Origin of the sequence: Heliomicrobium modesticaldum Ice1, assembly GCF_000019165.1 — a bacterium.
Classification (GTDB): domain Bacteria; phylum Bacillota; class Desulfitobacteriia; order Heliobacteriales; family Heliobacteriaceae; genus Heliomicrobium; species Heliomicrobium modesticaldum.
The window spans coordinates 1,609,416-1,635,058 of the sequence record NC_010337.2; the positions used below are offsets into that span (position 1 = coordinate 1,609,416).

20 protein-coding genes and 1 pseudogene are annotated in these 25,643 nt (G+C 59.9%); 18 read left to right on the top strand and 3 right to left on the bottom strand.

What is annotated here, in order from left to right; genetic code table 11:
* Positions 1–192 precede the first annotated feature (192 nt).
* From HM1_RS07225 to HM1_RS16215, 14 genes and pseudogenes are all read left to right on the top strand, one after another.
* Positions 193–762: a glycerol-3-phosphate responsive antiterminator gene (locus tag HM1_RS07225; protein WP_012282675.1), complete on the top strand. Its 570-nt coding sequence runs from the start codon at positions 193–195 to the stop codon at positions 760–762.
* 529 nt (positions 763–1,291) lie between these two features.
* Positions 1,292–1,450: a hypothetical protein gene (locus HM1_RS15765; protein ID WP_187147758.1), complete on the top strand. Its 159-nt coding sequence runs from the start codon at positions 1,292–1,294 to the stop codon at positions 1,448–1,450.
* Entirely contained in the window at positions 1,414–2,124 is a 711-nt protein-coding gene (locus tag HM1_RS07230) for an MIP/aquaporin family protein (protein WP_012282677.1), read from the top strand. Before HM1_RS15765 ends, HM1_RS07230 begins: the two co-directional genes overlap by 37 nt.
* 270 nt (positions 2,125–2,394) lie before the next feature.
* Positions 2,395–3,897, top strand: a complete 1,503-nt coding sequence (gene glpK, locus HM1_RS07235) for a glycerol kinase GlpK (RefSeq protein ID WP_041313517.1) — start codon at positions 2,395–2,397, stop codon at positions 3,895–3,897.
* Between the two features lie 468 nt (positions 3,898–4,365).
* Entirely contained in the window at positions 4,366–5,970 is a 1,605-nt protein-coding gene (glpA, locus tag HM1_RS07240; RefSeq protein WP_012282679.1) for an anaerobic glycerol-3-phosphate dehydrogenase subunit GlpA, read from the top strand.
* Positions 5,967–7,232, top strand: coding sequence for an anaerobic glycerol-3-phosphate dehydrogenase subunit GlpB (glpB, locus tag HM1_RS07245; RefSeq protein WP_335324162.1), 1,266 nt, complete (start codon positions 5,967–5,969; stop codon positions 7,230–7,232). The genes glpA and glpB overlap by 4 nt, the downstream gene beginning before the upstream one ends.
* Positions 7,229–8,425 (top strand): anaerobic glycerol-3-phosphate dehydrogenase subunit C, encoded by a 1,197-nt coding sequence (locus HM1_RS07250; protein WP_012282681.1) that lies wholly within the window; start codon positions 7,229–7,231, stop codon positions 8,423–8,425. The genes glpB and HM1_RS07250 overlap by 4 nt, the downstream gene beginning before the upstream one ends.
* A gap of 13 nt (positions 8,426–8,438) precedes the next feature.
* A complete protein-coding gene (gene pyk / locus HM1_RS07255; RefSeq protein ID WP_012282682.1) occupies positions 8,439–10,175 on the top strand; it encodes a pyruvate kinase in 1,737 nt (578 codons plus the stop codon).
* Positions 10,176–10,527: 352 nt separating this feature from the next.
* Complete coding sequence (gene gap, locus HM1_RS07260) at positions 10,528–11,553, top strand: type I glyceraldehyde-3-phosphate dehydrogenase (protein WP_012282684.1); 1,026 nt, start codon at positions 10,528–10,530, stop codon at positions 11,551–11,553.
* A 2-nt stretch (positions 11,554–11,555) separates the two neighbouring features.
* Positions 11,556–12,740, top strand: a complete 1,185-nt coding sequence (locus HM1_RS07265; protein ID WP_012282685.1) for a phosphoglycerate kinase — start codon at positions 11,556–11,558, stop codon at positions 12,738–12,740.
* A 93-nt stretch (positions 12,741–12,833) separates the two neighbouring features.
* Complete coding sequence (gene tpiA, locus HM1_RS07270) at positions 12,834–13,586, top strand: triose-phosphate isomerase (protein ID WP_012282686.1); 753 nt, start codon at positions 12,834–12,836, stop codon at positions 13,584–13,586.
* Positions 13,587–13,723: 137 nt separating this feature from the next.
* Positions 13,724–15,040: a phosphopyruvate hydratase gene (eno, locus tag HM1_RS07275; RefSeq protein WP_012282687.1), complete on the top strand. Its 1,317-nt coding sequence runs from the start codon at positions 13,724–13,726 to the stop codon at positions 15,038–15,040.
* Between the two features lie 234 nt (positions 15,041–15,274).
* The gene (gene phnD, locus HM1_RS07280) at positions 15,275–16,969 is read left to right on the top strand and encodes a phosphate/phosphite/phosphonate ABC transporter substrate-binding protein (RefSeq protein WP_012282688.1); all 1,695 of its coding nucleotides are present in this window, start codon (positions 15,275–15,277) and stop codon (positions 16,967–16,969) included.
* Positions 16,970–17,091: 122 nt separating this feature from the next.
* Positions 17,092–17,298, top strand: a pseudogene (locus HM1_RS16215) (aldehyde dehydrogenase family protein); the annotation flags it as partial.
* A 219-nt stretch (positions 17,299–17,517) separates the two neighbouring features.
* Here HM1_RS16215 and HM1_RS16220 read toward each other — a convergent pair.
* Together HM1_RS16220 and HM1_RS14590 are read right to left on the bottom strand one after the other, a co-directional pair.
* Complete coding sequence (locus HM1_RS16220; protein ID WP_012282691.1) at positions 17,518–17,949, bottom strand: hypothetical protein; 432 nt, start codon at positions 17,947–17,949, stop codon at positions 17,518–17,520.
* A gap of 272 nt (positions 17,950–18,221) precedes the next feature.
* Positions 18,222–21,053, bottom strand: coding sequence for a PAS domain-containing hybrid sensor histidine kinase/response regulator (locus tag HM1_RS14590; RefSeq protein WP_083765189.1), 2,832 nt, complete (start codon positions 21,051–21,053; stop codon positions 18,222–18,224).
* A gap of 227 nt (positions 21,054–21,280) precedes the next feature.
* On the opposite strand from HM1_RS14590, the gene HM1_RS07300 reads away from it, so the two are divergent.
* The 4 genes from HM1_RS07300 to HM1_RS16370 all read left to right on the top strand — a co-directional run bounded on the left by HM1_RS07300 (position 21,281) and on the right by HM1_RS16370 (position 23,853).
* Positions 21,281–21,940: an HAD family hydrolase gene (locus HM1_RS07300; protein WP_012282695.1), complete on the top strand. Its 660-nt coding sequence runs from the start codon at positions 21,281–21,283 to the stop codon at positions 21,938–21,940.
* 160 nt (positions 21,941–22,100) lie between these two features.
* A complete protein-coding gene (locus HM1_RS07305; RefSeq protein ID WP_012282696.1) occupies positions 22,101–23,285 on the top strand; it encodes a M24 family metallopeptidase in 1,185 nt (394 codons plus the stop codon).
* 247 nt (positions 23,286–23,532) lie between these two features.
* On the top strand, positions 23,533–23,655 hold the full coding sequence (locus HM1_RS15770; protein ID WP_012282697.1) for a heme exporter protein CcmD: 123 nt from the start codon (positions 23,533–23,535) through the stop codon (positions 23,653–23,655).
* A gap of 63 nt (positions 23,656–23,718) precedes the next feature.
* Complete coding sequence (locus HM1_RS16370) at positions 23,719–23,853, top strand: hypothetical protein (protein ID WP_012282698.1); 135 nt, start codon at positions 23,719–23,721, stop codon at positions 23,851–23,853.
* A 105-nt stretch (positions 23,854–23,958) separates the two neighbouring features.
* Here the strand turns inward: HM1_RS16370 and HM1_RS07310 are convergent, their stop codons facing one another.
* The gene (locus HM1_RS07310; protein ID WP_012282699.1) at positions 23,959–25,440 is read right to left on the bottom strand and encodes a 4Fe-4S dicluster domain-containing protein; all 1,482 of its coding nucleotides are present in this window, start codon (positions 25,438–25,440) and stop codon (positions 23,959–23,961) included.
* Positions 25,441–25,643: the final 203 nt, after the last annotated feature.

Genomic DNA, 25,643 nt, shown 5'->3' on the forward strand with positions numbered 1-25,643 from the left:
CACCAAAAAAAAGCGCGGCGCCCTTGGCCGCGCTTTTTTTGGTGAGGATAGGGAAAGAGGAAGGTGGATAAAATCTCAGTGTTCACTTTGGCCGCATCGCCCCGAAATCGGGGAATGCAGGATTTGGCGATATAGATGGAGAATGAACGAACAAATCCAATGCGGAGGCAGCGTCAGTGCGCAGGAGGTAGTATGGGATTTTTAGAAACGATCATGGAAGGAACCAAGATCGGAGGCGCCCTTCGGCGGCTCGAGGACCTGGAAGAGCTGATCGGCCATCCCAAGATTCGCACGATCTTTCTTCTTGGCGGTGACGTCAACCAACTGCCCAACGCGATCAAGCGGATCCGAGTGGCGCAAAAAAACGTGCTCGCCCATATCGATCTCATCGAGGGCATCGGGAAGGACAAGGCCGGCATCCATCTGCTCAAGCGCATGGGTGTGCAAGGCATCGTCACCACCAAGTCTAACCTGGTCAAACTCACCCACGACGAAGGCCTCTGGGTTGTGCAACGGGTGTTCATCGTCGATTCCGAATCGATCAAGACGGCCATCCGCGTCGCCAGTGATATGAAACCCAGCGCTGTGGAGATCCTTCCCGCGACGGTGCCCCGCTTCGTCATTCGCGACTTGAAAAAGTCCCTCGGCATCCCCGTCCTCGCCGGCGGATTGTTGCGCACGGAAGCCGATGTGCGGGAGGCCTTTGAAAAAGGCATCGATGCCGTCTCCACAAGCCTGCGCCATCTCTGGCAGTTTTCCTAACATTTTTTTAATGAACGAGCAGGATTTTGAGCCGACATGGCGAATGATATCACTAACACAAGGATGCAGATCCGCAGATGGAAGCGATAAGACAATTTGATCGATGGGTTGGAGTCGTGGAGAACCCCCGAACAAGCATGGTATGATGCTTTTCGGGGGGTTTTTGTTCCAGAGGGGGGATGTGGGCATTCGCAGCGCCAGAGGGAACGGCTCTCGTCAGTAAATTTTAAATAATTTCAATCTTTCAGCAGGAATTAGCCCGAAGACGTAGAATGTTATAACTAAGAACAATTTGATAACGGGTTAGGAGTAAAAGAGTTAACCCCCGATGCGGCATCGATGCGATGTCGAATTGGGGGTTATTCTTTTTTGCTCACTGGACCCGGGCTATGGAGTTCAGGAGACGGCCGCTTAGACGCTCGAGCCTTTCGCGCGCGTAGATGTGGTCGTGAAATCTTACGCAAGGAAGGGAGTGATCTGCAAAAAAGCGGCCAACCTCCTATTGCTCCGGATAATACCGGCAAGGGGGATGATTCCGATTCAAGCGATGAAATACCAATTGGGGCAAGCAGTAAGCGAAAAACCGGCGCGTAAAATCCGCTGGTTGTATGCGAAAAAGCAAAAGGAAAAACAGTACGAGGAGGACAAACTATGTCGCCGTTTGCAGCAGAAATTATCGGTACGATGATCCTGATTCTCCTGGGTGACGGTGTTGTCGCCGGTGTGTTGCTGAACAAATCGAAAGGCCAGAACGCCGGCTGGATCGTCATCACTGTCGCCTGGGGTCTCGCCGTTCTGATCGCCGCCTTCAGCGTCGGCCAGTACAGCGGCGCCCACCTCAACCCCGCCCTGACTATCGGCCTCGCCGCGATCGGCAAATTCTCCTGGGACCTCGTTCCCACCTATATCGCCGCTCAGATGATCGGCGCTTTCCTCGGCGCAGTGCTCGTCTACCTGGCTTATCTGCCCCACTGGAAGGAAACCGACGATGCCGGCCTCAAACTGGCTGTCTTCAGCACCGGCCCGGCCATCCGCAACTACGGCGCCAACGTGGTCACTGAAGCCATCGCCACTGCCATGCTGGTTCTGGGCATCCTCGCCCTCGGCGCCAACAAGATGGCCGACGGCGTCGGCACCATCTCCGTGGCGCTGCTGATCGTCGCACTCGGTATGTCCCTCGGCGGCCCCACCGGCTACGCCCTGAACCCTGCCCGCGACCTTGGCCCCCGTATCGCCCACGCCATCCTGCCCATCCCCGGCAAAGGCAGCTCTGACTGGGCCTACTCTTGGGTTCCCGTCGTTGGCCCCATCATCGGCGCATTGCTCGGTGCCTTCTTCTACGCCACCTTCTTCGGCGCTTAATCTATCCCCGCGAAGGAAGGCTTCACAAGAGAACCAAAGAAGCGAATCTTTTCTGCAATCATAACTATTGACGCCGGCGGTATCGCCCCATCCGCCGGGCGCTTGAAACGGGAGACCCATCCCGAAAGCCGCATCCCGGTTGGACCTTTTGTGAAAAAGAAAAATACTCAGCGAATTGACGGTGAACGAGTTCAACACAAGAGCAGCCCGTGCAGCGATCTTTCGGGCCAAATTTGATGGATCAAAAGATGTAAAGGAGTGTCGGATTCGATGAGCAAGAAGTACGTTATGGCGCTGGACCAAGGCACCACAAGCTGTCGCGCTATCCTTTTTGACAAAGACAGCAACATCGTCGCCGTAGCCCAAAAGGAATTCACCCAGATCTATCCCAAAGCCGGCTGGGTCGAGCACAACGCCGATGAGATCTGGAGCACCCAGTACGGTGTCATCGCCGAACTGCTGGCCAAGACGGGCATCAGTGCCGAAGAGATCGCCTCCATCGGCATCACCAACCAGCGTGAAACGACGGTCGTCTGGGAAAAAGCTACCGGCAAACCGGTCTACAACGCCATCGTCTGGCAATGTCGCCGCACCACCGCCATTTGCGACGAACTGAAAGCCCGCGGCCTGGAACAAACCTTCCGGACCAAGACCGGCCTTGTCGTCGACGCCTACTTCTCCGGCACCAAGGTCAAGTGGATCTTGGACAACGTGGAAGGCGCGCGGGAAAAAGCCGAAAAAGGCGAGCTGCTCTTCGGCACCATGGACACCTGGCTGATCTGGAAGTTGACTGCCGGCAAGGTCCATGTCACCGACTACTCTAACGCCTCCCGCACCCTGATGTACAACATCCGCGATCTGAAGTGGGATGAGGAACTGCTGGCCGCCCTGAACGTGCCCGCCTCCATGCTGCCTGAGGTGAAGCCCTCCAGCGAGGTTTACGGCTACACCGACACGGCTCTCTTCTTCGGACATGCCGTTCCCATCGCCGGCGCCGCCGGTGACCAGCAGGCCGCCCTCTTCGGCCAAGCTTGCTACGCACCCGGTATGGCCAAGAACACCTACGGCACCGGTTGCTTCATGCTCATGAACACCGGTTCGGAACTGTACGACTCCAAGAACGGTCTGCTGACCACCATTGCTTGGGGTATCGAAGGCAAAGTGGAATATGCGCTGGAAGGCTCCATCTTCATCGCCGGCGCCGCCATCCAGTGGCTCCGCGACGGCCTGAAACTGATCGAAGCCGCTCCCGACTCGGAATACTTCGCCGGCAAAGTAGACGACACCGACGGCGTCTACCTGGTTCCCGCCTTCGCCGGCCTGGGCGCTCCCTACTGGGATATGCGCGCTCGCGGCGCCATCGTCGGCCTGACCCGCGGCACCACCAAAGCCCACATCGTCCGCGCCGCCTTGGAAGCCCTGGCTTACCAGACCAAGGATGTCCTCGGCGCCATGGAAGCCGACTCCAACATCAAGCTGCAAGCGTTGAAAGTAGACGGCGGCGCTGTGGCCAATAACCTGCTCATGCAGTTCCAGGCAGACATCCTCGGCGTTCCTGTTGAGCGCCCCCGGATCATTGAGACGACCGCTCTGGGCGCTGCTTACCTGGCCGGCCTGGCTGTCGGTTTCTGGGAGAGCAAAGAAGAGCTGGCCAAGCGTTGGCAGCTTGACAACCGCTTCGAAGTCAAAATGGCCGATGAAAAGCGGGCCAAACTCTACGGCGGCTGGAAACGGGCCGTCACCCGCAGCATGGACTGGGAAAGGGAAGACTAATCACCGAGCAGCGAAGTGCGCTCAGAGCCAGTGCAACAGTCGCTTCGTAAGAACCGCCGAGCGACAGTGCAAACCTTAGATAGAGCGCTGGAGTGAAACGGTGGCTCATCAGGTCACAGAAGCAAAGTGAGTAGGGGGGGAGGCCGCGTCATCTGTCTGACAGGTGGCGCCGTTTCCTCCCGGCTCCTCTTTCTCCCTTACGCACAATGCCGATAACATCGTCAATTCTGGCCGTCGGTCTTCGTGGTGATACCTGACCGGAAGCCAATTCGATAGAGTTAGTCCAGCGACCCCAATTTTCTTCTACTGCTCGAAGTCAGTACCATCGAACTTGATAGGGGCTTGTGAGTTTGGAGAAGCCGCAGCAGTACCGGGGGATTCCGGCATTGGCGGCTTTTTTTCATAAAATTGGATAATCATCGACGGGATGAATGCTTCCTATATGAAGAAAGGGACGGAGGGTTAACCATGGTAACCGAACGCGTTCAGGTGGTGGTGATCGGAGGCGGCGCCACTGGGACAGGCATCCTGCGCGACCTGGCCATGCGGGGCATTTCGGCCCTCCTGGTTGAGCAAGGCGACTTGGCCCACGGCACCAGTTCCCGCTTCCACGGGCTGCTGCACAGCGGCGGTCGCTATGCCGTCAAGGACAAAGAGGCGGCGAAAGAGTGCATCGAAGAGAATCTCCTGCTGCGTCGCCTGGCGCCCGACTGCATCGAGCCGACGGGTGGCCTCTTCGCCCAACTGCCGAGCGACGACCCGGCCTATGCCGACCAGTGGGTGAAGGCTTGCGCTGAGGCGGGCATCGAAACGGAAGAACTCGACGTGAAGACTTTGATCAAAAAATACCCCGTCCTCTCACCGAAGATCACCCGCGCCTTTACGGTGCCCGATGCGGCCGTCGATGGCTTCCGTCTGCTCTGGAGCAACGTCCATTCGGCTCGACGTTACGGCGCCCAAATGGCCAACTACAGCAAACTGACGGCGATCCATTGTTCAAATGGCCGCGTCACCGGTGTGGAGATCACCAACACCCTAACCGGCGAAAAGCGCCCGATCGAATGCGAGATGGTGATCAACGCCGCCGGCGCCTGGGCCGGCGAAGTGACGGCACTGGCCGGCCTCGACGTGAGCATCATCAAGGATAAGGGCACCCTGCTCGCCTTTAACCATCGGTTGACCAACCAGGTCGTCAACCGCCTGCGCCCCCCCGGCGACGCCGACATCTTCGTTCCCCACGGCACCATTACGCTGCTGGGCACGACCTCAGTGGCGGTAGACGATCCCAACAGCTTTAAGACGACTGATAAAGAGGTCCGGGAGATGCTTGCCGTCGGCCGGGAGATGATGCCCCGCATCGACGACTACCGAATCATCCGGGCCTTTGCGGGCGTGCGGCCCCTTTACCAAGCGGACAAGGGCGCCGGAGGCCGGGCGGTGACGCGCAACTTCGCGCTCATCGACCACGCGCAACGTGATGGCCTCACCGGCCTGATCAGCATCGTCGGCGGCAAGTTCACCACCTTCCGGTTGATGGCCGAAAAGACCGTTGACCTGGCTGCCAAAAAACTCGGCAACAGCACCCCCTGTCGGACGAAGGAAGAACCCCTCAGCGCGGCCCAGCCGGCGGAACTGATGGAGCGGGGGAAAAAGGTCTTCGGCGTCCCCGGCGCCAAGAAGGCGGCAGAGCGGCTCGGACAAGATTTCGCCAAGGTCGTCGCTGAGGCGGAGAAAGACCGCACCAAGCGCCGCATGTTCTGCGAGTGCGAGATGGTCAGCGCCGCCGAGATCGACCATGTGGCCAGTGACGGCGACAGCAAGACCTTGAGCGATATCCGCCGCAAAACCCGCATGGGCATGGGCACCTGTCAGGGCATCTTCTGCAGCTACCGCACCCTGGGGGCGATGAGCGACCACAAGCAGTTCACCGGCACCCACCGCGAGTTTTTGGCTGAGTTTTTGCAAAACCGCTGGCGCGGCGTCCGGGCGGTCCTCTGGGGCCAGCAACTGCGGGAAGCCCAACTGTCCTCGGAGATCTTCTGCACACTCTTCGGCATGGAGAGAATGAAATGATGAATAAAAAAACAGATGTGTTGATCATAGGCGCCGGACTGTCCGGCCTGCTGGCCGCCGCCAAAGCGGTTGAATCGGGTAAAGGAGTCACTGTAGCCGCTAAAGGCATGGGCTCGCTCAGCCTGTCTTCAGGCTGCATCGACCTCTGGGGATACGACATCGATGACCCCCAACGGGTCTGCCAAAACCCTTTGGCCCAGATCGCCCGCCTGAACGAAGTAAACCCTGAACACCCCTACACGAAAGTGGCCGATGTGCTCGAAGAGAGCCTGCGCTACTTCCAGGGCCTGACGGAACGCTACGGCTGCCCGTACCGCGACAACGGCGGCGCCAACTGGCTGCTGCCGACAGCCCTCGGCACCTTCCGGCCCTCCTTCCTGGCGCCGCCTTCGATGGCCCTCAGGGACCTGGACAAGGCTAAGCGGATCGTCATCGTCGGCTATGAAGAACTGAAGGATTTTTACCCCGAAGTGATGGCTTCCAACCTGGCCCGCAACGGCAACCTGCCTGAATCGGTGAAGCTGACCGTCGTCAAGCTGCGCAGCGCCTGGAAAAAACTTTACGCCACCACCCTGGCCCACCGTTTAGAGCAAGCCGAGGGGATCCGGGAAGCGGTGGAGCAGATCAAAGCCCACATCGTCGATGGAACGGTGGTCCTCTTCCCGCCGGTGCTCGGCGAACGCCTCGATATCGACGTGACCGGCCAGCTCGCGAAAGCCCTGGGCGCACCCGTCTACGAAGTGGCCAACATCCCGCCGGCCCTCCCGGGACAGCGATTGCAGCAACTGCTGCTCAAGCACCTGCGCAACGCCGGCGTCGATGTGATCATCGGCTGCACCTTCACCGGCGCCAAGGTAGAGGGCAACCGCTGCCTTCAGGTGACAGCCGAAGGGGCAGGCAAGACCTTCACCTTCTCGGCCAAGACCTATATCCTGGCCACGGGCGCCTTCGTCGGCGGCGGCCTGGACAGCCGGATCGGCGAGGCGCGGGAAGTCATCTTCAACCTGCCTGTCCGCACGGCAGAAAAATGGGCTTCCGGCGAGTTCCTCTCCATGAACGGCCACGGCTTCAACCGCTTCGGCATCGCCGTCAACGATCGGTTGCAGCCCCTTGACAGGGAAGGCCGGGTCTGCCTGGAAAATGTGCGGATCACCGGCGCCAACCTGGCCGGCGCCAACGGTCCCATTGAGAAATGCGGCAACGGCATCGCCGTCGCTTCCGGCTACAAGGCCGGCAAGCTCGCCGGGGAGGTGGCACAATGAGTCAGGACCGTCATCTCATCCTCGACAACTGCATCAAATGCAACATCTGTGTGGCCAACTGCCCCGTCGTCAAGGTGACCGACCAGTATGCCGGACCGAAACAGAACGGCCCCGACCTGGAGCGCTTCCGCCTCGACGAACCGGCCGCCGTTCATCCCTCCATCGGCTACTGCAGCAACTGCAAGACCTGTGACTTCGTCTGTCCCTCCGGCGTCAACGTAGCGACCATGAACTGCAAGGCCAAAGGGGAGTATGTGGCCCTCAACGGCGCCCCACTTCGCGACCAGGTGCTAGGCCGGGTCGAATTGATCTGCAAAGCCGCCCAGATCGCGCCGTCTATCGTCAACTGGGCCGCCGGCGTCGGTCCCTTCCGGGCCATGGGGGAAGCTCTCTTCGGCGTCGCCGCCCAAATGCCCTTCCCGCGCTTCGCCACCAAAACGTTCCTGCAACAGTTTAAGCCGAAAAAGATCGCCCACCCGAAAGGGAAGGTGCTCTATTATCCCGGCTGCTATGTGAACTACTACACCCCCGAGGTGGGCCTGGCGCTGGCTAAGGTCTTCGCCCACAACGGTATCGAGATGGTTGTCGATGACTTCAACTGCTGCGGCCTGCCGACCGTCTCCAACGGCCTCATGGATGCGGCCAAAGCCTACGGCGTCAACAACCTGGCCAAGCTGAACCGCTACATCAAGGAAGGCTACGCCGTCGTTACCACCTGTCCGAGCTGCAACCTGATGCTGCGTCAGGAGTACCATGAACTCTTCGACATGGACACGACCTTGGTGACGGAAAACACCTACGACGCCTTCGAGTACCTACTGATGTGCCATGAGAAGGGACAACTGGACAGGAACCTGAAACGGCTGCCCCGGCGTTACGGCTACCACCAGCCCTGTCACCTGCGCGCCGTCGGCTATGGCGTTCCCTCCCTGGAGATCCTGCGGCTCATCCCCGAACTCCAGGTAACTGCCCTCGACGCCGGTTGTTGCGGCCTTTCGGGCAGCTACGGCTTCAAAAAAGAAAAATACCCCATCGCCCGCGAGATCGGCCAGAACATCGTCCGGGCCGTGGCAGACACGGGCGTCAAACAGGCCGTCACCGAATGCGGCATGTGCCAGTTGCAGGTCAATCATGTGACCGGTCTGCCCGTGGTCCATCCCATCCAGCTGCTGGCTGAAGCTTACGGGCTGTAGAAAGAGGTATCCCATGCGAAGGACAAAAATCGTCTGCACCATCGGGCCGGCCAGTGAACACCCGGACACCCTGAGAGAGATCATCCGTTCCGGCATGAACGTGGCCCGCCTCAACTTCTCTCACGGCTCCCATGAGGAACATGGACGCCGCATAGAGAACATCCGCCGCATCGCTGCCGAACTCGGCGCCAACGTAGCCATCCTGCTGGATACCAAGGGACCGGAGATCCGCACCGGCGATTTTGCCGCTCCGCCGATCTTTTTGGAAGCAGGTCAGCGCTTCACCTTGACGACCGATCCCATCCTCGGCGACGCCTCGCGGGTCTCCGTCACCTATGCCGACCTGCCCAAGGACGTGTCGCCGGGCGTCCGCATCCTCGTCGATGACGGCCTCATCGAACTGGAAGTAGAGGCAGTCGAAGGCAACGACGTCATCTGCCGCGTCCTCAACGGCGGTAAGGTCTCCAACAAAAAAGGCGTCAATGTTCCCGGCATCTCCATCAACCTGCCCTCGGTCACCGAAAAGGACATCGCCGACATCCGCTTCGGCATCGAACAGAAGGTCGATTTCATCGCCGCTTCCTTCGTCCGCAAGGCCGCCGATGTGCTGGCTATCCGCAAGATCCTAGAAGAGGGCGGCGCTGACATCGAGATCATCTCCAAGATCGAGAGCAGCGAAGCGGTGGACAACCTGGACGAGATCATCCAGGCCTCTGACGGCATCATGGTCGCCCGGGGCGACCTGGGCGTGGAGATCCCCGCCGAAGAGGTGCCTATCCTGCAAAAATCGATCATCGCCGAATGCAACCGCCTCGGCAAACCGGTGATCACGGCCACCCAGATGCTCGACTCCATGATGAACAACCCCCGGCCGACCCGCGCCGAGGCCAGCGACGTGGCCAACGCCATCTTCGACGGCACCGACGCCATCATGCTCTCGGGCGAGACGGCCAACGGCAAGTACCCTGTCGTCGCCGTTCAGACGATGGACCGCATCGCCCGGCGCGCCGAATCGTCCTTGCAAAGGAACCAGCCGGTCCACAACGGCAAGACCAGCGTCACCGACGCCATCGGTCAGGCCGTCTGCGTCACAGCGACCCAATTGGGGGCGGCGGCCATCATCACCGCAACAGCCTCCGGTTACACGGCCCGCATGATCGCCCGCTACCGTCCCCAGGCGCCCATCGTCGCCGTCACCCCTCGACCGGAAGTGCTGCGCCGTTTGGCCCTCCTCTGGGGCGTCGTTCCCTTGCCATCGGTCCAATTGACCGATACGGACCGCATGCTGGCGACAGCCGTCGATGTGGCCGTCGAACATGACCTGATCCAAGGCGGCGACCTCGTCGTCATCACCGCCGGCGTGCCCGTCGGCGTGCAGGGCTCGACAAACCTGCTCAAGGTCCACACCGTCGGCAAAGCAGCGGCACGGGGCACCGGCATCGTCGCCCGGTCGGTCACCGGCAAGGCGAGGGTTGCCCGCACCGTCACCGAAGCTGCTGACCTGCAAGCAGGCGAGATCCTCATCGCCATCGGCACCGATGCCGACTACGTCCCTTACCTGAAAAACGCTGCCGCCATCGTCTGCGAAGAGGGCGGCCTCACCTCCCACGCCGCCATCATGGCCTTAGAGTACCGCATCCCTGCCATCGTCGGTGTCGACAATGCCCTGTCCCTCTTTGAGACAGGGGAGACGATCACCGTCGACGGCCGGCGCGGCCTGATCTACCGGGGGACGGCGAAAGTCCTCTAGGGATCTGCGCGAATAGCAGGGGTCGCTCAAGAGAATCACTCCTGCCGAAAAGTGGAGAAGCGCCGCTCGACTCCTCGCACTGTCCATTCAACTTGACACAAGGGCCCGGAGGATTAGAGCAGGCCGCGGAGTGGATCGGAGATCCATTCTTCGCGCCTGCTCCTCCTGTAACACTGAGCAGCGACGAAAAGCTGCCCCAATAAGATCTTGACAAAAACAGGCATCCCGACAAAGACAAGCATCCCGTTAAAGGCAAACACTCCATCGAAAACAAAGGCCCATCAAAAACAAAGGCCCCGTCGAAAACAAACACCCCACCAAAAATGAAAAAATGATGCGGAGGAATGCAACCATGACTACCAAAATCGCCATCAACGGATTTGGCCGGATCGGCCGCAACGTGCTGCGGGCCATGCTGAAGCGGGACATGCTGAAAGCCGGTTCTGACCTAGAGATCGTCGCCCTCAACGACCTGACCAGCCCGGAAACGCTGGCTCACCTGCTCCAGTACGACTCTGTCCATGGCGAACTGCCTTACGAAGTCACCGTCTCCGACAAGGCGATCGCCGTCAACGGCGTCGAGATCAAGGTCTGCGCCGAAACAGATCCCGCCAAACTGCCCTGGAAAGAGCTCGGCGTCGACATCGTCGTCGAATCGACAGGCCGCTTCACGAAAGGCCCCGATGCGGCCAAGCACATCCAGGCCGGCGCCAAAAAGGTGATCATCTCGGCTCCCGGCAAAGACATCGACGCCACCATCGTCATGGGCGTCAATGACCATACATACGACGCCGCCAACCACCACGTCGTCTCCAACGCCTCCTGCACCACCAACTGCCTGGCCCCCTTCGCCAAGGTGCTCCATGAGCAGTTCGGCATCGTCCGCGGCCTGATGACGACGGTTCACGCCTACACGAACGACCAGCGCATCCTCGACCTGCCCCACAGCGACCTGCGCCGCGCCCGCGCCGCCGGTCAGTCGATCATCCCCACCACCACCGGCGCCGCCAAGGCCGTCGCCCTCGTCCTGCCCGAACTGAAAGGCAAGCTGAACGGCTTTGCCATGCGCGTCCCCACCCCCAACGTCTCCGTCGTCGACTTGGTAGCTGAACTGGAAAAACCGGCCACCGAAGAAGCGATCAACAGCGCCCTGAAGGCCGCCGCTGAAGGCCCCTTAAAAGGCATCCTGGCCTTCTGTGAAAAACCCCTCGTCTCCCGCGACTTCAACGGCAATCCCCACTCCTCCATCGTCGACGCCCCCTCCACGATGGTCCTCGACGGCAAGATGGCCAAAGTCGTCGCCTGGTATGACAACGAGTGGGGCTATTCCAACCGCGTTGTCGACCTGGCCCTGCTGATGGCCGCAAAGGGGCTGTAAGCATGGAGAAGATCTCCCTTCGCGATATCGACGTGCGGGGCAAGCGCGTCCTCGTCCGGGAGGACCTGAACGTCCCCCTCAAAAAGGGCGTCATCACCGACGACACGCGCATCCGCATGACCTTGCCGACGCTGCAATACCTGATCGACCGGGGGGCGCGGGTGATCGTCGCCTCCCACCTGGGCCGCCCGAAAGGCCAGCCTGTCGATGAATTCCGCCTGACCCCCGTGGCCAAGCGCCTGGCCGAGCTCCTCGGCAAACCAGTCGCCAAGGTCGACGACGTCATCGGTCCGGAAGTCCAGGCCGCCGTCGCTGCCATGCAAGAGGGCGACGTGCTTCTCTTAGAGAACGTCCGCTTCTATAAGGAAGAAGAAAAGAACGATAAGGCTTACGCCAAAGCCTTGGCCGACTTGGCCGACATCTACGTCAACGACGCCTTCGGCACCTCCCACCGCGCCCACGCCTCCACGGCTGGCGTCGCCGACTTCCTGCCGGCCGTGGCCGGATTTCTCATGGAAAAAGAGTTGTCCATGCTCGGCAAGGCCGTCACCAACCCGGAAAGACCCTTCGTCGCCGTCATCGGCGGCGCCAAGGTCTCTGACAAGATCGGCGTCATCGAAAACCTCTTGAACAAGGTGGACAGCCTGATCATTGGCGGCGGCATGGCCAACACCTTCCTGCGCGCCCTCGGCTACGAGACGGGCAATTCCCTCGTCGAGACCGATAAGGTCGACCTGGCCGGCGAACTGATCCTGCGCGCCAAGGCGCAGAAGGTCAACCTGCTGCTGCCCACCGATGTCGTCGTCGCCCAGGCCTTTGAGGCCGGCGCGCCCCAGAAGACGGTCGCCGTCAACGCCATCGAGCCCGGCTGGATGGCCCTCGACATCGGCCCCGAGACGGCCAAAGGCTACGCTGACGTGGTCAAAGAGGCGGCTACCGTGCTGTGGAACGGCCCCATGGGCGTCTTCGAGATCGACGACTTCGCCAAGGGAACGGAAGCCGTCGCCCGGGCCATGGCCGAGTGCCGGGGCATCACCGTCATCGGCGGCGGTGACTCGGTGGCCGCTGTCAACAAGGTCGGTGTGGCCGAACGGATGAGCCACATCTCCACCGGCGGCGGCGCCTCCCTGGAATTCCTGGAAGGCAAGACCTTGCCTGGCGTGGCCGTCCTACGGGACAAAAAATAGAGATCTCGAACAGAGAAAAAAACACCTATATCTGTAGAAAACGAGACCACTCACATTTTGGAACGCCATACAGAAGGGGAGCGGAATAAAGACATGCGCAGACCCATCATTGCCGGCAACTGGAAGATGCACAAGACCATTGCGGAGGCCGTTCAACTGGCCGAGGCCTTGAAAAGGCAGCAGGGAGAACCGCAGGCGGAGATCGTCCTCTGCCCGCCCTTTACGGCCCTGGCCGCCGTGGCAGCCGTCATCCAAGACAGCCCCATCGCCTTGGGCGCCCAGAACATGCACTGGGAAGAGCAGGGCGCCTTCACCGGCGAGATCTCACCGAATATGCTCAAAGACGTCGGCTGCGCCTATGTGATCCTCGGCCATTCGGAGCGGCGCCAGTACTTCGGTGAAACGGACGAACTCGTCAACGGCAAAGTGAAAGCCGCTCTCACCCATGCCTTGACGCCCATCGTCTGCGTCGGCGAGACCCTGGCCCAGCGGGAAGCGGGGGAGACGGAGGCCATCGTCGCCACCCAGACCCGCGGCGCCTTGGCCGGACTCGCGCCTGAGGCCGTCGCCTCCCTGGTCATCGCCTACGAGCCTGTCTGGGCCATCGGCACCGGCAAAACCGCCTCTGACGACGACGCCCAGCAGGTCATCGCCTTCATCCGCGCCACCGTGGCCGCCGAATTCGGCAACGCGGCGGCAGAGGCGGTCCGCATCCAATACGGCGGCAGCGTGAAAGCGGCCAATGCGGCGAGCCTCCTCTCCCGCCCCGACATTGACGGCGCCCTCGTCGGAGGCGCCAGTTTGAAAGCGGCAGATTTTCAAGGGATCATCGACGGCGTCCGCTAGGGCCGGTTGCGCAGAACATACTGACGCAATCGGGCCTAGTCAATACGGCGAATCAATGAGGCGAGAGGATCCCCAACAGATGGTTGACTTGAATACAGCATCATGGCGCCTTTATGCGCTGATATGGAGGAAACGACATGACGATCATCAGCGATATTGCAGCCCGTGAAATCCTCGATTCCCGGGGCAACCCGACCCTGGAAGTGGACGTGTGGCTCATCGACGGCAGCAAAGGCCGCGCCGCCGTCCCCTCAGGCGCCTCCACCGGCGCCTATGAAGCTGTGGAACTCCGCGACGGCGACCAGAACCGCTACCTGGGCAAAGGTGTCCGCCAGGCTGTCGCCAACGTGAACGACATCATCAAGCCGGCCCTGATCCAGACGGACGCCGCCGACCAGGCCGCCCTCGATCAGAAACTGATCGAACTGGACGGCACGGCCAACAAGAGCAAGCTGGGCGCCAACGCCATCCTCGGCGTCTCCCTCGCCGCCGCCAAGGCATCAGCCCACTACTTCGGCCTGCCTCTCTACCAGTACGTGGGCGGCATCAACGGCCGGGAACTGCCGGTGCCGATGATGAACATCCTCAACGGCGGCAAGCATGCCGACAACAACGTGGACATCCAGGAGTTCATGGTCCTGCCCGTCGGCGCCACCAGCTTTGCTGAGGGCCTGCGCATGGGTACCGAGATCTTCCACAGTTTAAAAAGTGTCCTCAAAGCCAAAGGGCTCAACACCGCCGTCGGCGACGAAGGCGGCTTTGCCCCGAACCTGAAGAGCAACGAAGAAGCCTTGGCTGTCATCGTCACCGCCATTGAAAAAGCCGGCTACCGGCCCGGCGAAGATGTCTTCCTCGGCCTCGATGTGGCCGCTACCGAACTCTACAAAGACGGCAAATACGTCCTCGCCGGCGAAGGGGCGACCTGCACCGCCGATGAGATGATCGCCTTCTATCAGCACCTGGCGTCCAAATACCCGATCATCACCATTGAAGACGGTCTGGCCGAAGACGACTGGGAAGGCTGGGCCAAACTCACCCAAGCCCTCGGCAAAAAACTGCAGCTCGTCGGCGACGACCTCTTTGTCACCAATACGGAGCGCCTCGCCCGCGGCATCGCCGGCAACGTGGCGAACGCTATTTTGATCAAAGTCAACCAGATCGGCACGCTGACAGAGACCCTTGACGCCATCGAACTGGCCCGGCGGGCGGGCTATACGGCCGTCATCTCCCACCGCTCCGGCGAAACGGACGACACCACCATCGCCGATCTGGCTGTGGCGACCAACGCCGGCCAGATCAAGACTGGCGCTCCCTCCCGGACAGATCGGGTGGCCAAATACAACCAGTTACTGCGCATTGAAGAGGAACTGGGCGAACGGGCCTGTTACCGCGGTCTCAACGCCTTCTACAACCTCGACTTTACCGACAGCCGCGCCAAGCGCATCCTGTACTAATCTCCACCGAGTATCCGTCAAGCGCATCCTGTACTCATCTCCACCAAGTATCTGCCAAGCGCATCCTGTACTCATCCCTACCGAGTATCCGTCAAGCACATCCTGTCGATACAACAACCCCTGCAGGGCCATGCCATGGTAAGACACCCCTCTTTGCTGTAATTCAACTGAATGCGGGCAGAAGGGAAACCATCGGCATGGCGCTTTTTTTTAACCGTGTGGAGGAGCGATACCATGAAAAAGACGATGTGCCCCCAGCCCGATGAAGAACCGAAGCTCGACATCCTGCCTCTCTCGGAAAAACTCGGCCTCGATGCCCATCAGGTCAAGTGGACCGTCGGTGAAACGGCAGAAGTCGCCCGCAGCCTCGTCAACATCACCGAACGGAACGGCCGGGATCTGAACGACGGCTCAGCTCGCCTGCAGGAAATGACTGGTGTCGCCCGGCTGCTGGAAGAACGGGCCCGTCAGGTGGCCGGCCTGTCAGCGTCACGGTTGGAAGAAGCCAAGGAAGGCGAAAAACGCGTCGCTGAGGCGGAGCGGCTCCTGCGTCAGATCGCTTCCGATGTGCTCACATACGCCCGTGCGGCCATGAAACTGAGGGAGGAGTCGGAGCAGATCTCCCGTTTTGTCCGGGAAGCCCGCGATATTGCCAAAAAGACGAACCTCCTCGCCCTCAACGCCTCCATCGAAGCGGCTCGCGCTGGCACAGCCGGGAGGGGCTTTGCCATCGTCGCCGACGAGGTTCGCAAACTCGCTGAAAAAAGCGCTCAGTCGGCCCAGGGCATTCAAAAGGCGGCAGACCAGATCAATCAAGACATTCACATCGTCGCCGCCGGCGCCGATTTCAGCTCTAAACAGTTAAAGGCCATCGTCGAAGATGTCCGTTCAGGACGGGATGTCCTTTCCCATACGGTCAACACCTTCGGCGAGATCACCGACCTGAACAAGGAACTCTTCGAGGCCACGGCCCAACATGCTGAGCGGGCGGAACAGCTGGCCGCCATCTTCGTCTCTCTCGGCGACGGCATGCAGGACATCATGGCCCGCGTGCGGGACCAGGAGAAGCACCACAGCAAGCTGCTCGATCTGGCTGAGGAGCTGAACAGCAACGTCCATCAACTGCAGAAACAGGCCGCCCGGCTCAAGCAGGACGACGAACTCATCATCGGTATCAACCCGGCCTTGAGTCCCGACAGGATCCGCCGACAGTATCTGCCCGTCATCGCTGCCCTCTGCGAGAACCTCGGCATCAAGCCACGCATCCTCATCGCCGCTGACTACAACGCCCTGGCCGACTGCCTCATCGATGAGATCGTCGACGTGGGCTGGTTTTCGCCGCTGGCCTATGTCAACGCAGCCGCCAAGGGGAGGGTCATCCCGCTGGCCACACCCATCGTCAACGGCAACGCCTCCTATAAGGGCTACATCATCGCCCGCAAAGGGAGTGGCATCGCGAGTCTGACGGCGTTAAAGGGCAAACGGATGGCCTTCGTCGATCCCCAGTCCGCCTCGGGATACGCCTACCCGCGCCTGCTCCTGCGCCGAGCCGGTCTCAACCCGGATAGGGACCTGGGTGAGGTTATCTTCCAGGGCACCCACAGCCGCGTCATCGAGACGGTCCTCAAAGGTGACGTCGCCGCCGGCGCTACCTATTCCGAGGCGATAGACGACGCCCGCCGGCGCAACCTGCCTGTCGACGACCTGGTCTTCTTGGCCGAGACGGAGGCGATTCCCAAGGACTGCATCGCCGCCCGGGGCCGGCTGGACAGCAGCCTTGTTGAACGGTTAAAAGCAGGTCTATTGGCCCTCAGCCGCACCGACAAGGGGAGAAGGGTGATGTCCGAATCGGCGATCCAGGGGTTCATCGATACGCGCGATGAGAACTACAACATCATCCGGGAGGTCTTGCGCGAAGGCGGGCGGTAAGACGCTTTCTAAACAGATTCTTATCCTGACAGATCTTGACATACAATTCAAAGAGAAACAGAGTGACGGAAGTCGTCTCCCTCCAAAATCTGGACAGGTCGAATCGGACTTGGGAAAACCGCATGGCCTTCACCATCCGCGTGCTTGTCGGCGTCGTCTGCGCCATCAGCCCCTTCAACTACCCCCTGAACCTGCTCTGTCACAAGGTCGGCCCGGCCATCGCAGCCGGAAACGCCGTGGTGGCCAAACCGACTTCGACGACTCCCCTCTCGGCGCTCTCCCTCGCTCGGCTCATGCAGGAAGCTGGTTTGCCGGAGGGCTGGCTGAACGTGGTCGTCGGCCCCGGCTGGACTGTCGGCGAGTGGCTCCTTGAGAACCCCGGCATCGAACAGCGGCTCAGGAAAAGAAGGCCCGGCCTACGCCGTCCGGGAGATGACGGAAAGCCGCATCATTGTCTTCAACCACCGACCGCCGAAGGATTGAAAAAAAGAAGCCGCGCGATGAAGGCAACGGCTTCCTCATGTCCTTGGACAGAAGGCTCTCTGTGGTTATCGATGAATCTGCAACTTCTGGCTGCGCGGATCGAAGGTGGCCAGGGTGACCCTGTGCAGACCCCAACCCTTCAAATAGTTTCTGGCATGTTCCACCGGTCCGCCCTCGAGGAAACGGCTGAGGCAGTCCTGAGGGATGACGAGCACCGTCGGGTAGGTTAGAGAAAAGGCGGCCAGTTGTTCGCGCGTGTGGATGTCGCTGATGGTGGAGCAGGTCTCTACCTCGAAAACGGTGGTCTGGTCACCCTTTTTGGCCAGGATGTCGGGCACGCAGTGGCTGATTTCGTGGGGCGCCCCCGGTTCCCAGTGGATGTGATCGGCCAGCACATGGTACCCATCGGCAGCGAGGTTCTCTGCCACCGCCTGGACGCAACGGTCATGGGTGGACTGCTCGACGTGAACGCGGTTAGGGTTTTTTCCTCGATACATAAATGCCCCCTCCTTTAATTTCATTAACCTTCATTCACCGGAATAAAACGTTCATGACTAGTCTGGCCGCAAGCGATGATGAAAAGGGCTTTTCCATAAAAAGAACTTTTTCCATAAAAAGACCCTTTTCCATAAAAAGACCCTTTTCGGTTACTGACCATGCTGTCAAACCTAAAAGGGTCTTCATGTCGCATATGCGGTTGTCCTTGTGAGGATTATTGCTTTAGGATTTTGGTCTATTATAGCACGATTTGCCTAAACCGCCAATGCCCTTAATCCGTTCCCGTCTCCTCGTCGGCGCTCACGCTCAGCCAGCGGGCGAGCACGGCCGTCAACTGCTTCCGATCGATCGGTTTGCTGACATAATCGTCCATCCCTGCCTGGAGGCATTTCTCCCGGTCTCCCTGCATGGACAAGGCGGTCATGGCGATGATGGGGATGTGCTGCCCTGTCTCGGCCTCGCTGTCGCGGATCACTTGGGTCGTTTCAAAGCCGTTCAGATCGGGAAGCTGGCAGTCCATCAGGATGAGGGCATACTCCTCTTCCCCTAATGCGTCGATGGCTTCAAAACCGCTGCTGGCCAAGCGGACGGATAAGCCCATCTTTCGCAGCAGCGCGGTGACCAGTTTTTGGTTGACCGGATTGTCTTCCACCACGAGGACGGAGGCTTGACGAAGCCCTGTCGGACGAGCCGACGTTAAGGAAACTGGCGGCGGCAGGGGAGCTTGGCGGGATTCGGCGGCGTGGACAGGCGATTGCGATGTCTGAAGCGGTTTGCGCACCGGCAGAGTGAACCAGAAGGTGGATCCTTCGCCGGGTTTGCTCTGGACGCCGATCTTGCCGCCCATCAGCTCCACGAGGTTTCGGGAGATGGCGAGACCCAAACCGGTTCCGCCGTATTTGCGCGTCATGGACGTGTTTCCCTGGCTGAAGGGCTGAAAGAGACAGTCGCGAATCTCCGGCGCGATGCCGATCCCTGTGTCGATCACTTCGAAACGGATGGTGACCTGGGATCCCGTATCGGAAACGGGAAAGACACGGATGTCGATAGTGCCTCTCTCCGTAAATTTGACGGCGTTGCTGACGAGGTTGAGCAGCACCTGCCGCAGCCGTCCCGGATCGCCTTGGAAGAGGAAGCGCGCCTCATCGGCGATAAACGTGGAGATGGTCAGGCCTTTTTCCCGTGCTTTGCCCTGAAGCAGCCGGGCTACGCCGTCGACGACCGGAACGGGATCGAAGTCGATCGATTCCAGTTCCATCTTGCCGGCCTCAACCTTCGAGTAGTCCAGGATATCATTGATCACCGTGAGCAGGAGCTCGGCCGATTCCTGCACTGCCTGGGCGTAATCGAGTTGTTCCGACGTCAGCCGAGTGCCCAGCAGCAGTTCGTTCATGCCGATGATTCCATTCATAGGCGTGCGGATCTCATGGCTCATCATGGCCAAGAAGGAGCTTTTCGCCAAACTGGCCTCTTCGGCACGGACCTTGGCGATCCGCAGCTCCATATCGACCTGTTTCTTTTCCGTGATGTCCATGAGCATGCCGTCAAGACGGACAACCTTCCCGGAACTGTCGGCGACGGGGATGACATGACCGCTGACCCAGCGCAGATCGCCGTTATTGCGGATAATACGGAATTCATCCTGAATGGCCTTGCCGACGAGCACCCGTTTTGATATGCGTCGCAAGCGAGGCAGATCGTCGGGGTGGGTGGCCTGCATCCATGTATCGGGGTGATCAAAGAAAGCCTGGGCGGGAACGCCGAAGAGCCCCTCGCAGGCAGGGGAGAGCTGCAGAAGGCGGCGCTGTGTCACGTCGTAGGACCAGAAGACGATATTCAGACTGTTGAAGAGGTTCTTCAACTGCTCCCTTGTCTCCAGCAGTGTCTGTTCGATCCTGCGCCGTTCCGTGATATCGGTGAAGGTCGCCACCACCCGAAAAGGCTCGCTTTCGCCGGGACGAAAGAGCGGTTCGGCGTTGACCAAGATCCAGCACATCTCTCCATTCGGCTTGTAGACGCCCATGACCACATTGTGGCAAGGCTTCCCTGTGCGCAGGGAGACCATGGCCGGGTGTTCCTCGCCGGGGAAGGGAGATCCGTCCTCGCGGACAGCGCGCCAGCGCGGGTCGCAAGAAGTCCGCCCCATCAACTGGTCTGCCGTTAAGCCCAGAATGGCCTCCGCTTTTCGGTTAAAAGACACGATCCGACCGTCTCGCTCCTGGACAACCATGCCCTCGGCGATGGCCGTCACGATGGAGCGGTAGTGCTCCTCGCTGTCGCGCAAGGCGGCCTCCGCGGCTTTCTGCTTCGTAATATCCAGCGTGGCGCCGCGAAAACCGATCAACGTCCCCTGTTCATTGAAGACCGGGACGCCGTTCGCGCTCAACCAACGAAGCTCCCCGGAGGCGGAGCGCCGGCGGTACTCCAGGTTGCGGACCAGTTTGTTCTCGGCAGCAGCTTGGCGGAAGATGTTCAAAAATCGTTCCACGTCATCGGGATAGACATACTGCCAAACAGGTGTACCGATCAATGCTTCCGGCGCGACACCCAAGATGGAATGGATCTGAGGTGAGACGTAGGCATACCGACCTTCTCCATCGAGTTCCCAAATATATTCGTCGAAGGCCCGTTCCACGTCGCGAAAACGCTGCTCCCTTTTGCGCAATTCGGTTTTTAATTGTCTGTACTGTTCCAGCAGCGAAGAATAGGCAGCTGTCAGGCGGCGACAGGCGCCATGGCAGGAGGGGGAACCATGCTCCCCCACAGGAACGGCTTTCAGGACGACCAAAAAAGCATCTGCCCTTTCACCGTTTGAGGCGAGGCCATGGGCTTGCACACAGAGGGAGAGGGACGTTCCTTCCGGCGTGACGATGCGACCGCAATGGGCGGACAGGCCGGCAGCATCTGTTTCGTCCAGGTGAAAAAAGTCGTCGCCTCGGCGACCGGCCACATCTTGGCTGCTCCATCCGGTCAAACGTTCGGCGGAGGGATTCAAAAAACGGATGATTCGGTCAGGATCCAATACCGCCAAAGGCAACGGGAATTGTCGGACAAGAGACAGGAATGTCTCGGACGAACCCGAGGCAGTTATCAAGAGGATCACCGCCTTATCAGCAATTCAGGAACGGTGCAGCATGCGGCGCGTATACTTTGCAATCGTAATTTCATTATACAGATTTTTCTTCCCCCGAATAAGAGGCAAAGCGGCCAAAAGTTCAAAAATTGTAAAAAACCCTTTTCACCGTTTTCGGTAGGAAAAAGGGATTTACGATGCCGGCCGCCAATAAAAAAGGGAACTGGCGATCATCTTGGCAAAGGGAGTGACCTCCATTGGCGTGCAAGGCCGTGATCTTTGATCTGGACGGAACCCTGCTGGACACCTTGGCCGATCTGGCCGATTCGATGAACCGCGTGCTCTCTCGCGCCGGCTTTCCCGCTCATTCTTTGGACGAATACCGGTACTTTGTCGGTGACGGCCTCGCCACAATGGTGAGGCGCGCCCTGCCGGAGGCAGGTTGCGACGAGGAGACGCTGCGGCGCTGTTTCACCGATATGCAAGAGGAATACGGCCGGAATTGGGCCGTAAAAACCGCCCCCTACACCGGGGTGATGGAAATGCTCGAGGGCCTGGCGGCCCGGAACATCTCCATGGCTGTCTTATCCAATAAGCCCCACGATTGGACCGTCGAGATGACCGATTATTTTTTCCCGCAGCGGCCCTTTGCCATGGTATTCGGTCAGCGCCCGTCCGTTCCCAAGAAGCCCGATCCGGCCGGGGCGCTGGAGATCGCCGCGCGATTCGCTTTCGCGCCGGCGGATATCCTCTATTTGGGCGATACGAATACGGATATGAAGACGGCGAGAGGGGCGGGCATGCCGGCCATCGGCGTCCTCTGGGGCTTCCGCCCGGCGGAAGAACTGTTGGCGAGCGGAGCGGACAGGCTGATCGGGCATCCTAGCGAGTTGTTCAATTTGATTGATGAAGGGTAGATAGACGTACAAGATATGTGAACATCCGATGGGACTTTAGCCACGGTGTCGAAGCCCGAAAAGGGATGTAGCATAGACGAACAAGATATGGAAACGCCTGATGGGCGAGACGCTTCGCGATAGTGCCTATGACAATGGGTGATGAGGGGAGTGGCTGAAGATGCGTTATACACCAGCTGATGAGCTTAAGCGGCGGATCGCCCGGTTCCAATCGATGCTGCGTCAGGAAGGCCTTGACGGCGCTTTGATCGTCCAAAATGCCGACCTCTTTTATTTTTCCGGCACCATCCAGCGCGCCCACCTTTATATCCCGGCCGAGGGCAAGGCCTTGCTGATGGTCAAGCGGAACCTGGAGCGGGCGCGCCGGGAGTCTGCCCTGGAACAGATCGTTCCGCTGGACAACCCCAAGGAACTGCCGGCCATGCTGGATGCCTACGGCTTCGGCGTCCCGGTTCGGCTCGGTCTCGAACTGGACGTGTTGCCGGTGGTCCACTTCCAGCGCTACCAGAAGCTCTTCGCCGCCAGCCGCCTGGAGGATGCCTCCGGGCTGATCCGGAGGGCCCGGGCCGTCAAGACGCCCTTTGAGTTGGAACGGCTGGCGGAAGCGGCCGAACTGTGCCGCATCGTCTTCGGCAACGTTCCCCGGTCGTTGCGGGCGGGGATGACCGAGTTGGAACTGGCCGCTGAGGTGGAGGCTTGTTTCCGGCGTCACGGGCATCAGGGCTTGACGCGCACCCGCGGCTTTAACATGGACATCAGCTACGGCCACACCCTCTCCGGCGCCAACCTGGCCATGCCGTCTTTCTTCGAGGGGCCCATCGGCGGCGTCGGCCTCAATCCCTCCTTTTCCATGGGATCCGGCACCAAGGCGATCGGCCGCGATGAGCCGATCATGGTCGATCAGGTAGGCATCATCGACGGCTATGGCGTCGACAAATCTCGTGTCTTCTGCATGGGCCGCCTGCCGGCGCACCTGGAGCGGGCCCACAGCGTCGCGCTGGAGATCCTGGCCGGGATCCGGGAAAAAGCACGGCCGGGCGTGACGGGCGGGGAACTCTTTGCTTATGCCCTTCAGAAGGCGAAGGAATACGGCCTGGCCGATCACTTCATGGGCCATAAAGAAAAAGTGGCCTTTGTAGGCCACGGTGTCGGCATTGAATTGGACGAGCTCCCTGTCCTGGCGAAAGGCGCCACTATGGCGCTGGAGGAAGGGATGGTCTTTGCCCTCGAACCCAAGTTTGTCTTCCCCGAAGGCGCCGTCGGCATCGAAGACACCTTCGTCGTCGGTGCGAATGGGTTGGAGAGGATCACCTCATTCGACGAAGGGATTATCTATCTTCCTTAGTCATCGCCAAGTTGCAACGGGAGCTTGGAGTACAGCATAAAGGGTGGTCCGCTGATTATCTAGCTTCTTTAGTCGTCGCCAAGTTGCAACACTCTGGTGATCCTATGGTGTCGCCGGATCGGGGCAGGAGTATATAAAAAAACAACGGTCCGGCGGTTACTTTTGTACCGCCGGACCGTTGTTTTCCATACTTTGTTATTGGAGACAGCTCCAACAGGAGGATTCCCTTTGAAAGGAGGCTACAGGCATGGGTGGTTACGGCGGTTATATTGGCACCAGTTTCGGCGTTGTCGCCGGTCTGGTCATCACCCTGATCGTTATTGGGGCCTTTTACCCCAGCATTGTCGGATTCGGATACACCAACCAGTAACGATCAGGCGCCGGTCCGTCCGGCGAGGGTTGATGGATAGAAAGAATGAAAGGAGGGTCTCCTATGAGCCATTGTGGTCCTGTCGCTCCCGCTTGCGCACAGGGCGGCTATGTGGGCAACTGCATCGTCGCGCTGGCCATCCTGATCATCATCATCGCCATCCTGGGAACGGGTTTTGGTTTTGGATATGGGGGGTAACAAAAACCGGGGAAACAGCGTGGGGAAAGTCCCTACGCTGTTTCCTATCGATACCTTTGTCTTGTGAGGGAACGTGAACAGCGGCGCCGCATCGCTGCCTTCTCCTTAGGGTGTCTCGATGGCGGAAAGGGCCTCGGTGATGGTTTTGGCTTTCGTCTCTTCGCTGTATGTATCGATGATCTGGCGGGCCTTGCGGGTATGGTTCAACGACGCGGGACCGCCGACACAGCCGCCGACGCAGGCCATGCCTTCGATGAAGTTGCCCGGCGGTCGGCCCACCTTGGCTTGCCGGAGCACCTTGATGCAGGCGTCGAGGCCGTCCACCTGAACGGGTTTCAGTTCTACCTGCACGCCGGCCTCCTTCAAGGCCTGGGCGATGGCCTCCGACACGCCGCCGCAGCGGGCGAAGCGGCGACCGAAGGGAGAGGCCTGCTGGAGCGGTTCGTCGGGGCAGTCGGCCAGCGAGATGCCGGCGGCGTCGAACATGGCGAAGATCTCCTCAAAGGTGAGGGCCAGGTCGATATGGCCTTTGCACTTGGGTAGGCCGATCTCCACCTTCTTGGCGTAGCAGGGGCCGATGAAGACCGTCTTCGCCTCCGGGTGCAGCTTTTTGACGTAGCGGCCTACGGCGACCATGGGCGAGACGGAGGTGGAGATGTTCCCTTTTAAGGTGGGGAAGTGCTTTTCAATGAGAGAAACGAAGGCGGGGCAGCAGGAGTTGGTCAGGAAAGAACCTTCCTTCAACTTTTCCGCCAGTTCCTTCGCCTCGTGGTCGACGATCATGTCGGCGCCCAGAGCCGCCTCGTGGACGGCGGCAAAGCCGAGTTTTTTGAGGGCATGGTGGACCTGGCCGATGGAGATGCCGGGAAACTGGCTGGCCACGGACGGCGCCAGGACCGCATGGACCGTTCCGTCTTGCGTCTTCAGCATTTCCACCGCCTGGGGGATGTAAGAGAGATCGGAGATGGCCCCGAAGGGGCAACTGACGGCGCAGTGGCCGCAGGAGACGCACTTGTTGGGATCGATGCGGGCGATCTTGTCCTCGCCGTATTGGATGGCTTTGACGGGACAAGCCTTGATGCAGGGGCGCTGCATGTCGGTGATGGCGCCGTAGGGGCAGACCTGGTGACAGCGGCCGCATTCGATGCACTTCTGCTGATTGATGTAGGCGAGGCGGTTGATCTGGGCGATGGCGTCGACGGGGCAGGCCTCGATGCAGCGGTGGGTGATGCAACCGCGGCAGGCGCCGGTGACGGTGAAGCGGTCGACGGGGCACTCGTCACAGGCGATGGCGATGACCCGGACGAGCGGATCCGGGATGCCGCTTTCAGCGGCTTCATATGCCACACCTGATTGGGGCGCCTCTCCACAGGCGAGGCGAACCCGTTCGGCCGCGACGGCCCGCTCCTTATAGACACAGCAGCGAAAACGCGCCTTGTTTCCCTGAAAAACGATGACCGGAATAAACTCACGATGGGCCTGCAAGCTCCCTTCCATGGCCATCTTGGCGACCTGATAAAAGACCTCATGGCGGATCATCTGGATCGTCGTCTCGTATTTTCTTCCGTTCACCGATCCGTTCGACATGGCTCGGCCTCCTTTGTGAATGAAATACCACCTCGTGTAGGATTGTGCATTCCGATCTCTGTACATATTAGAGGCCGTCTAGAAAATAAGCAAATTCCCTAGCCAGCCCTTGCAAAAGCATGATTTTTTAATACAAACAGCAAAAAACTAGAGTCTTTTTATCGGTCTCACCGGCCCTTTTTGAGGATTTTCCTCAAAAAGGG

Excerpts from the sequence above, each read along its gene's own strand:
- HM1_RS07225 (WP_012282675.1), top strand. The coding sequence starts at position 193 with ATGGGATTTTTAGAAACGATCATGGAAGGAACCAAGATCGGAGGCGCC.
- HM1_RS15765 (WP_187147758.1), top strand. The coding sequence starts at position 1,292 with ATGATTCCGATTCAAGCGATGAAATACCAATTGGGGCAAGCAGTAAGC.
- HM1_RS07230 (WP_012282677.1), top strand. The coding sequence starts at position 1,414 with ATGTCGCCGTTTGCAGCAGAAATTATCGGTACGATGATCCTGATTCTC.
- glpK (WP_041313517.1), top strand. The coding sequence starts at position 2,395 with ATGAGCAAGAAGTACGTTATGGCGCTGGACCAAGGCACCACAAGCTGT.
- glpA (WP_012282679.1), top strand. The coding sequence starts at position 4,366 with ATGGTAACCGAACGCGTTCAGGTGGTGGTGATCGGAGGCGGCGCCACT.
- glpB (WP_335324162.1), top strand. The coding sequence starts at position 5,967 with ATGATGAATAAAAAAACAGATGTGTTGATCATAGGCGCCGGACTGTCC.
- HM1_RS07250 (WP_012282681.1), top strand. The coding sequence starts at position 7,229 with ATGAGTCAGGACCGTCATCTCATCCTCGACAACTGCATCAAATGCAAC.
- pyk (WP_012282682.1), top strand. The coding sequence starts at position 8,439 with ATGCGAAGGACAAAAATCGTCTGCACCATCGGGCCGGCCAGTGAACAC.
- gap (WP_012282684.1), top strand. The coding sequence starts at position 10,528 with ATGACTACCAAAATCGCCATCAACGGATTTGGCCGGATCGGCCGCAAC.
- HM1_RS07265 (WP_012282685.1), top strand. The coding sequence starts at position 11,556 with ATGGAGAAGATCTCCCTTCGCGATATCGACGTGCGGGGCAAGCGCGTC.
- tpiA (WP_012282686.1), top strand. The coding sequence starts at position 12,834 with ATGCGCAGACCCATCATTGCCGGCAACTGGAAGATGCACAAGACCATT.
- eno (WP_012282687.1), top strand. The coding sequence starts at position 13,724 with ATGACGATCATCAGCGATATTGCAGCCCGTGAAATCCTCGATTCCCGG.
- phnD (WP_012282688.1), top strand. The coding sequence starts at position 15,275 with ATGAAAAAGACGATGTGCCCCCAGCCCGATGAAGAACCGAAGCTCGAC.
- HM1_RS16220 (WP_012282691.1), bottom strand. The coding sequence starts at position 17,949 with ATGTATCGAGGAAAAAACCCTAACCGCGTTCACGTCGAGCAGTCCACC.
- HM1_RS07305 (WP_012282696.1), top strand. The coding sequence starts at position 22,101 with ATGCGTTATACACCAGCTGATGAGCTTAAGCGGCGGATCGCCCGGTTC.
- HM1_RS15770 (WP_012282697.1), top strand. The coding sequence starts at position 23,533 with ATGGGTGGTTACGGCGGTTATATTGGCACCAGTTTCGGCGTTGTCGCC.
- HM1_RS16370 (WP_012282698.1), top strand. The coding sequence starts at position 23,719 with ATGAGCCATTGTGGTCCTGTCGCTCCCGCTTGCGCACAGGGCGGCTAT.
- HM1_RS07310 (WP_012282699.1), bottom strand. The coding sequence starts at position 25,440 with ATGTCGAACGGATCGGTGAACGGAAGAAAATACGAGACGACGATCCAG.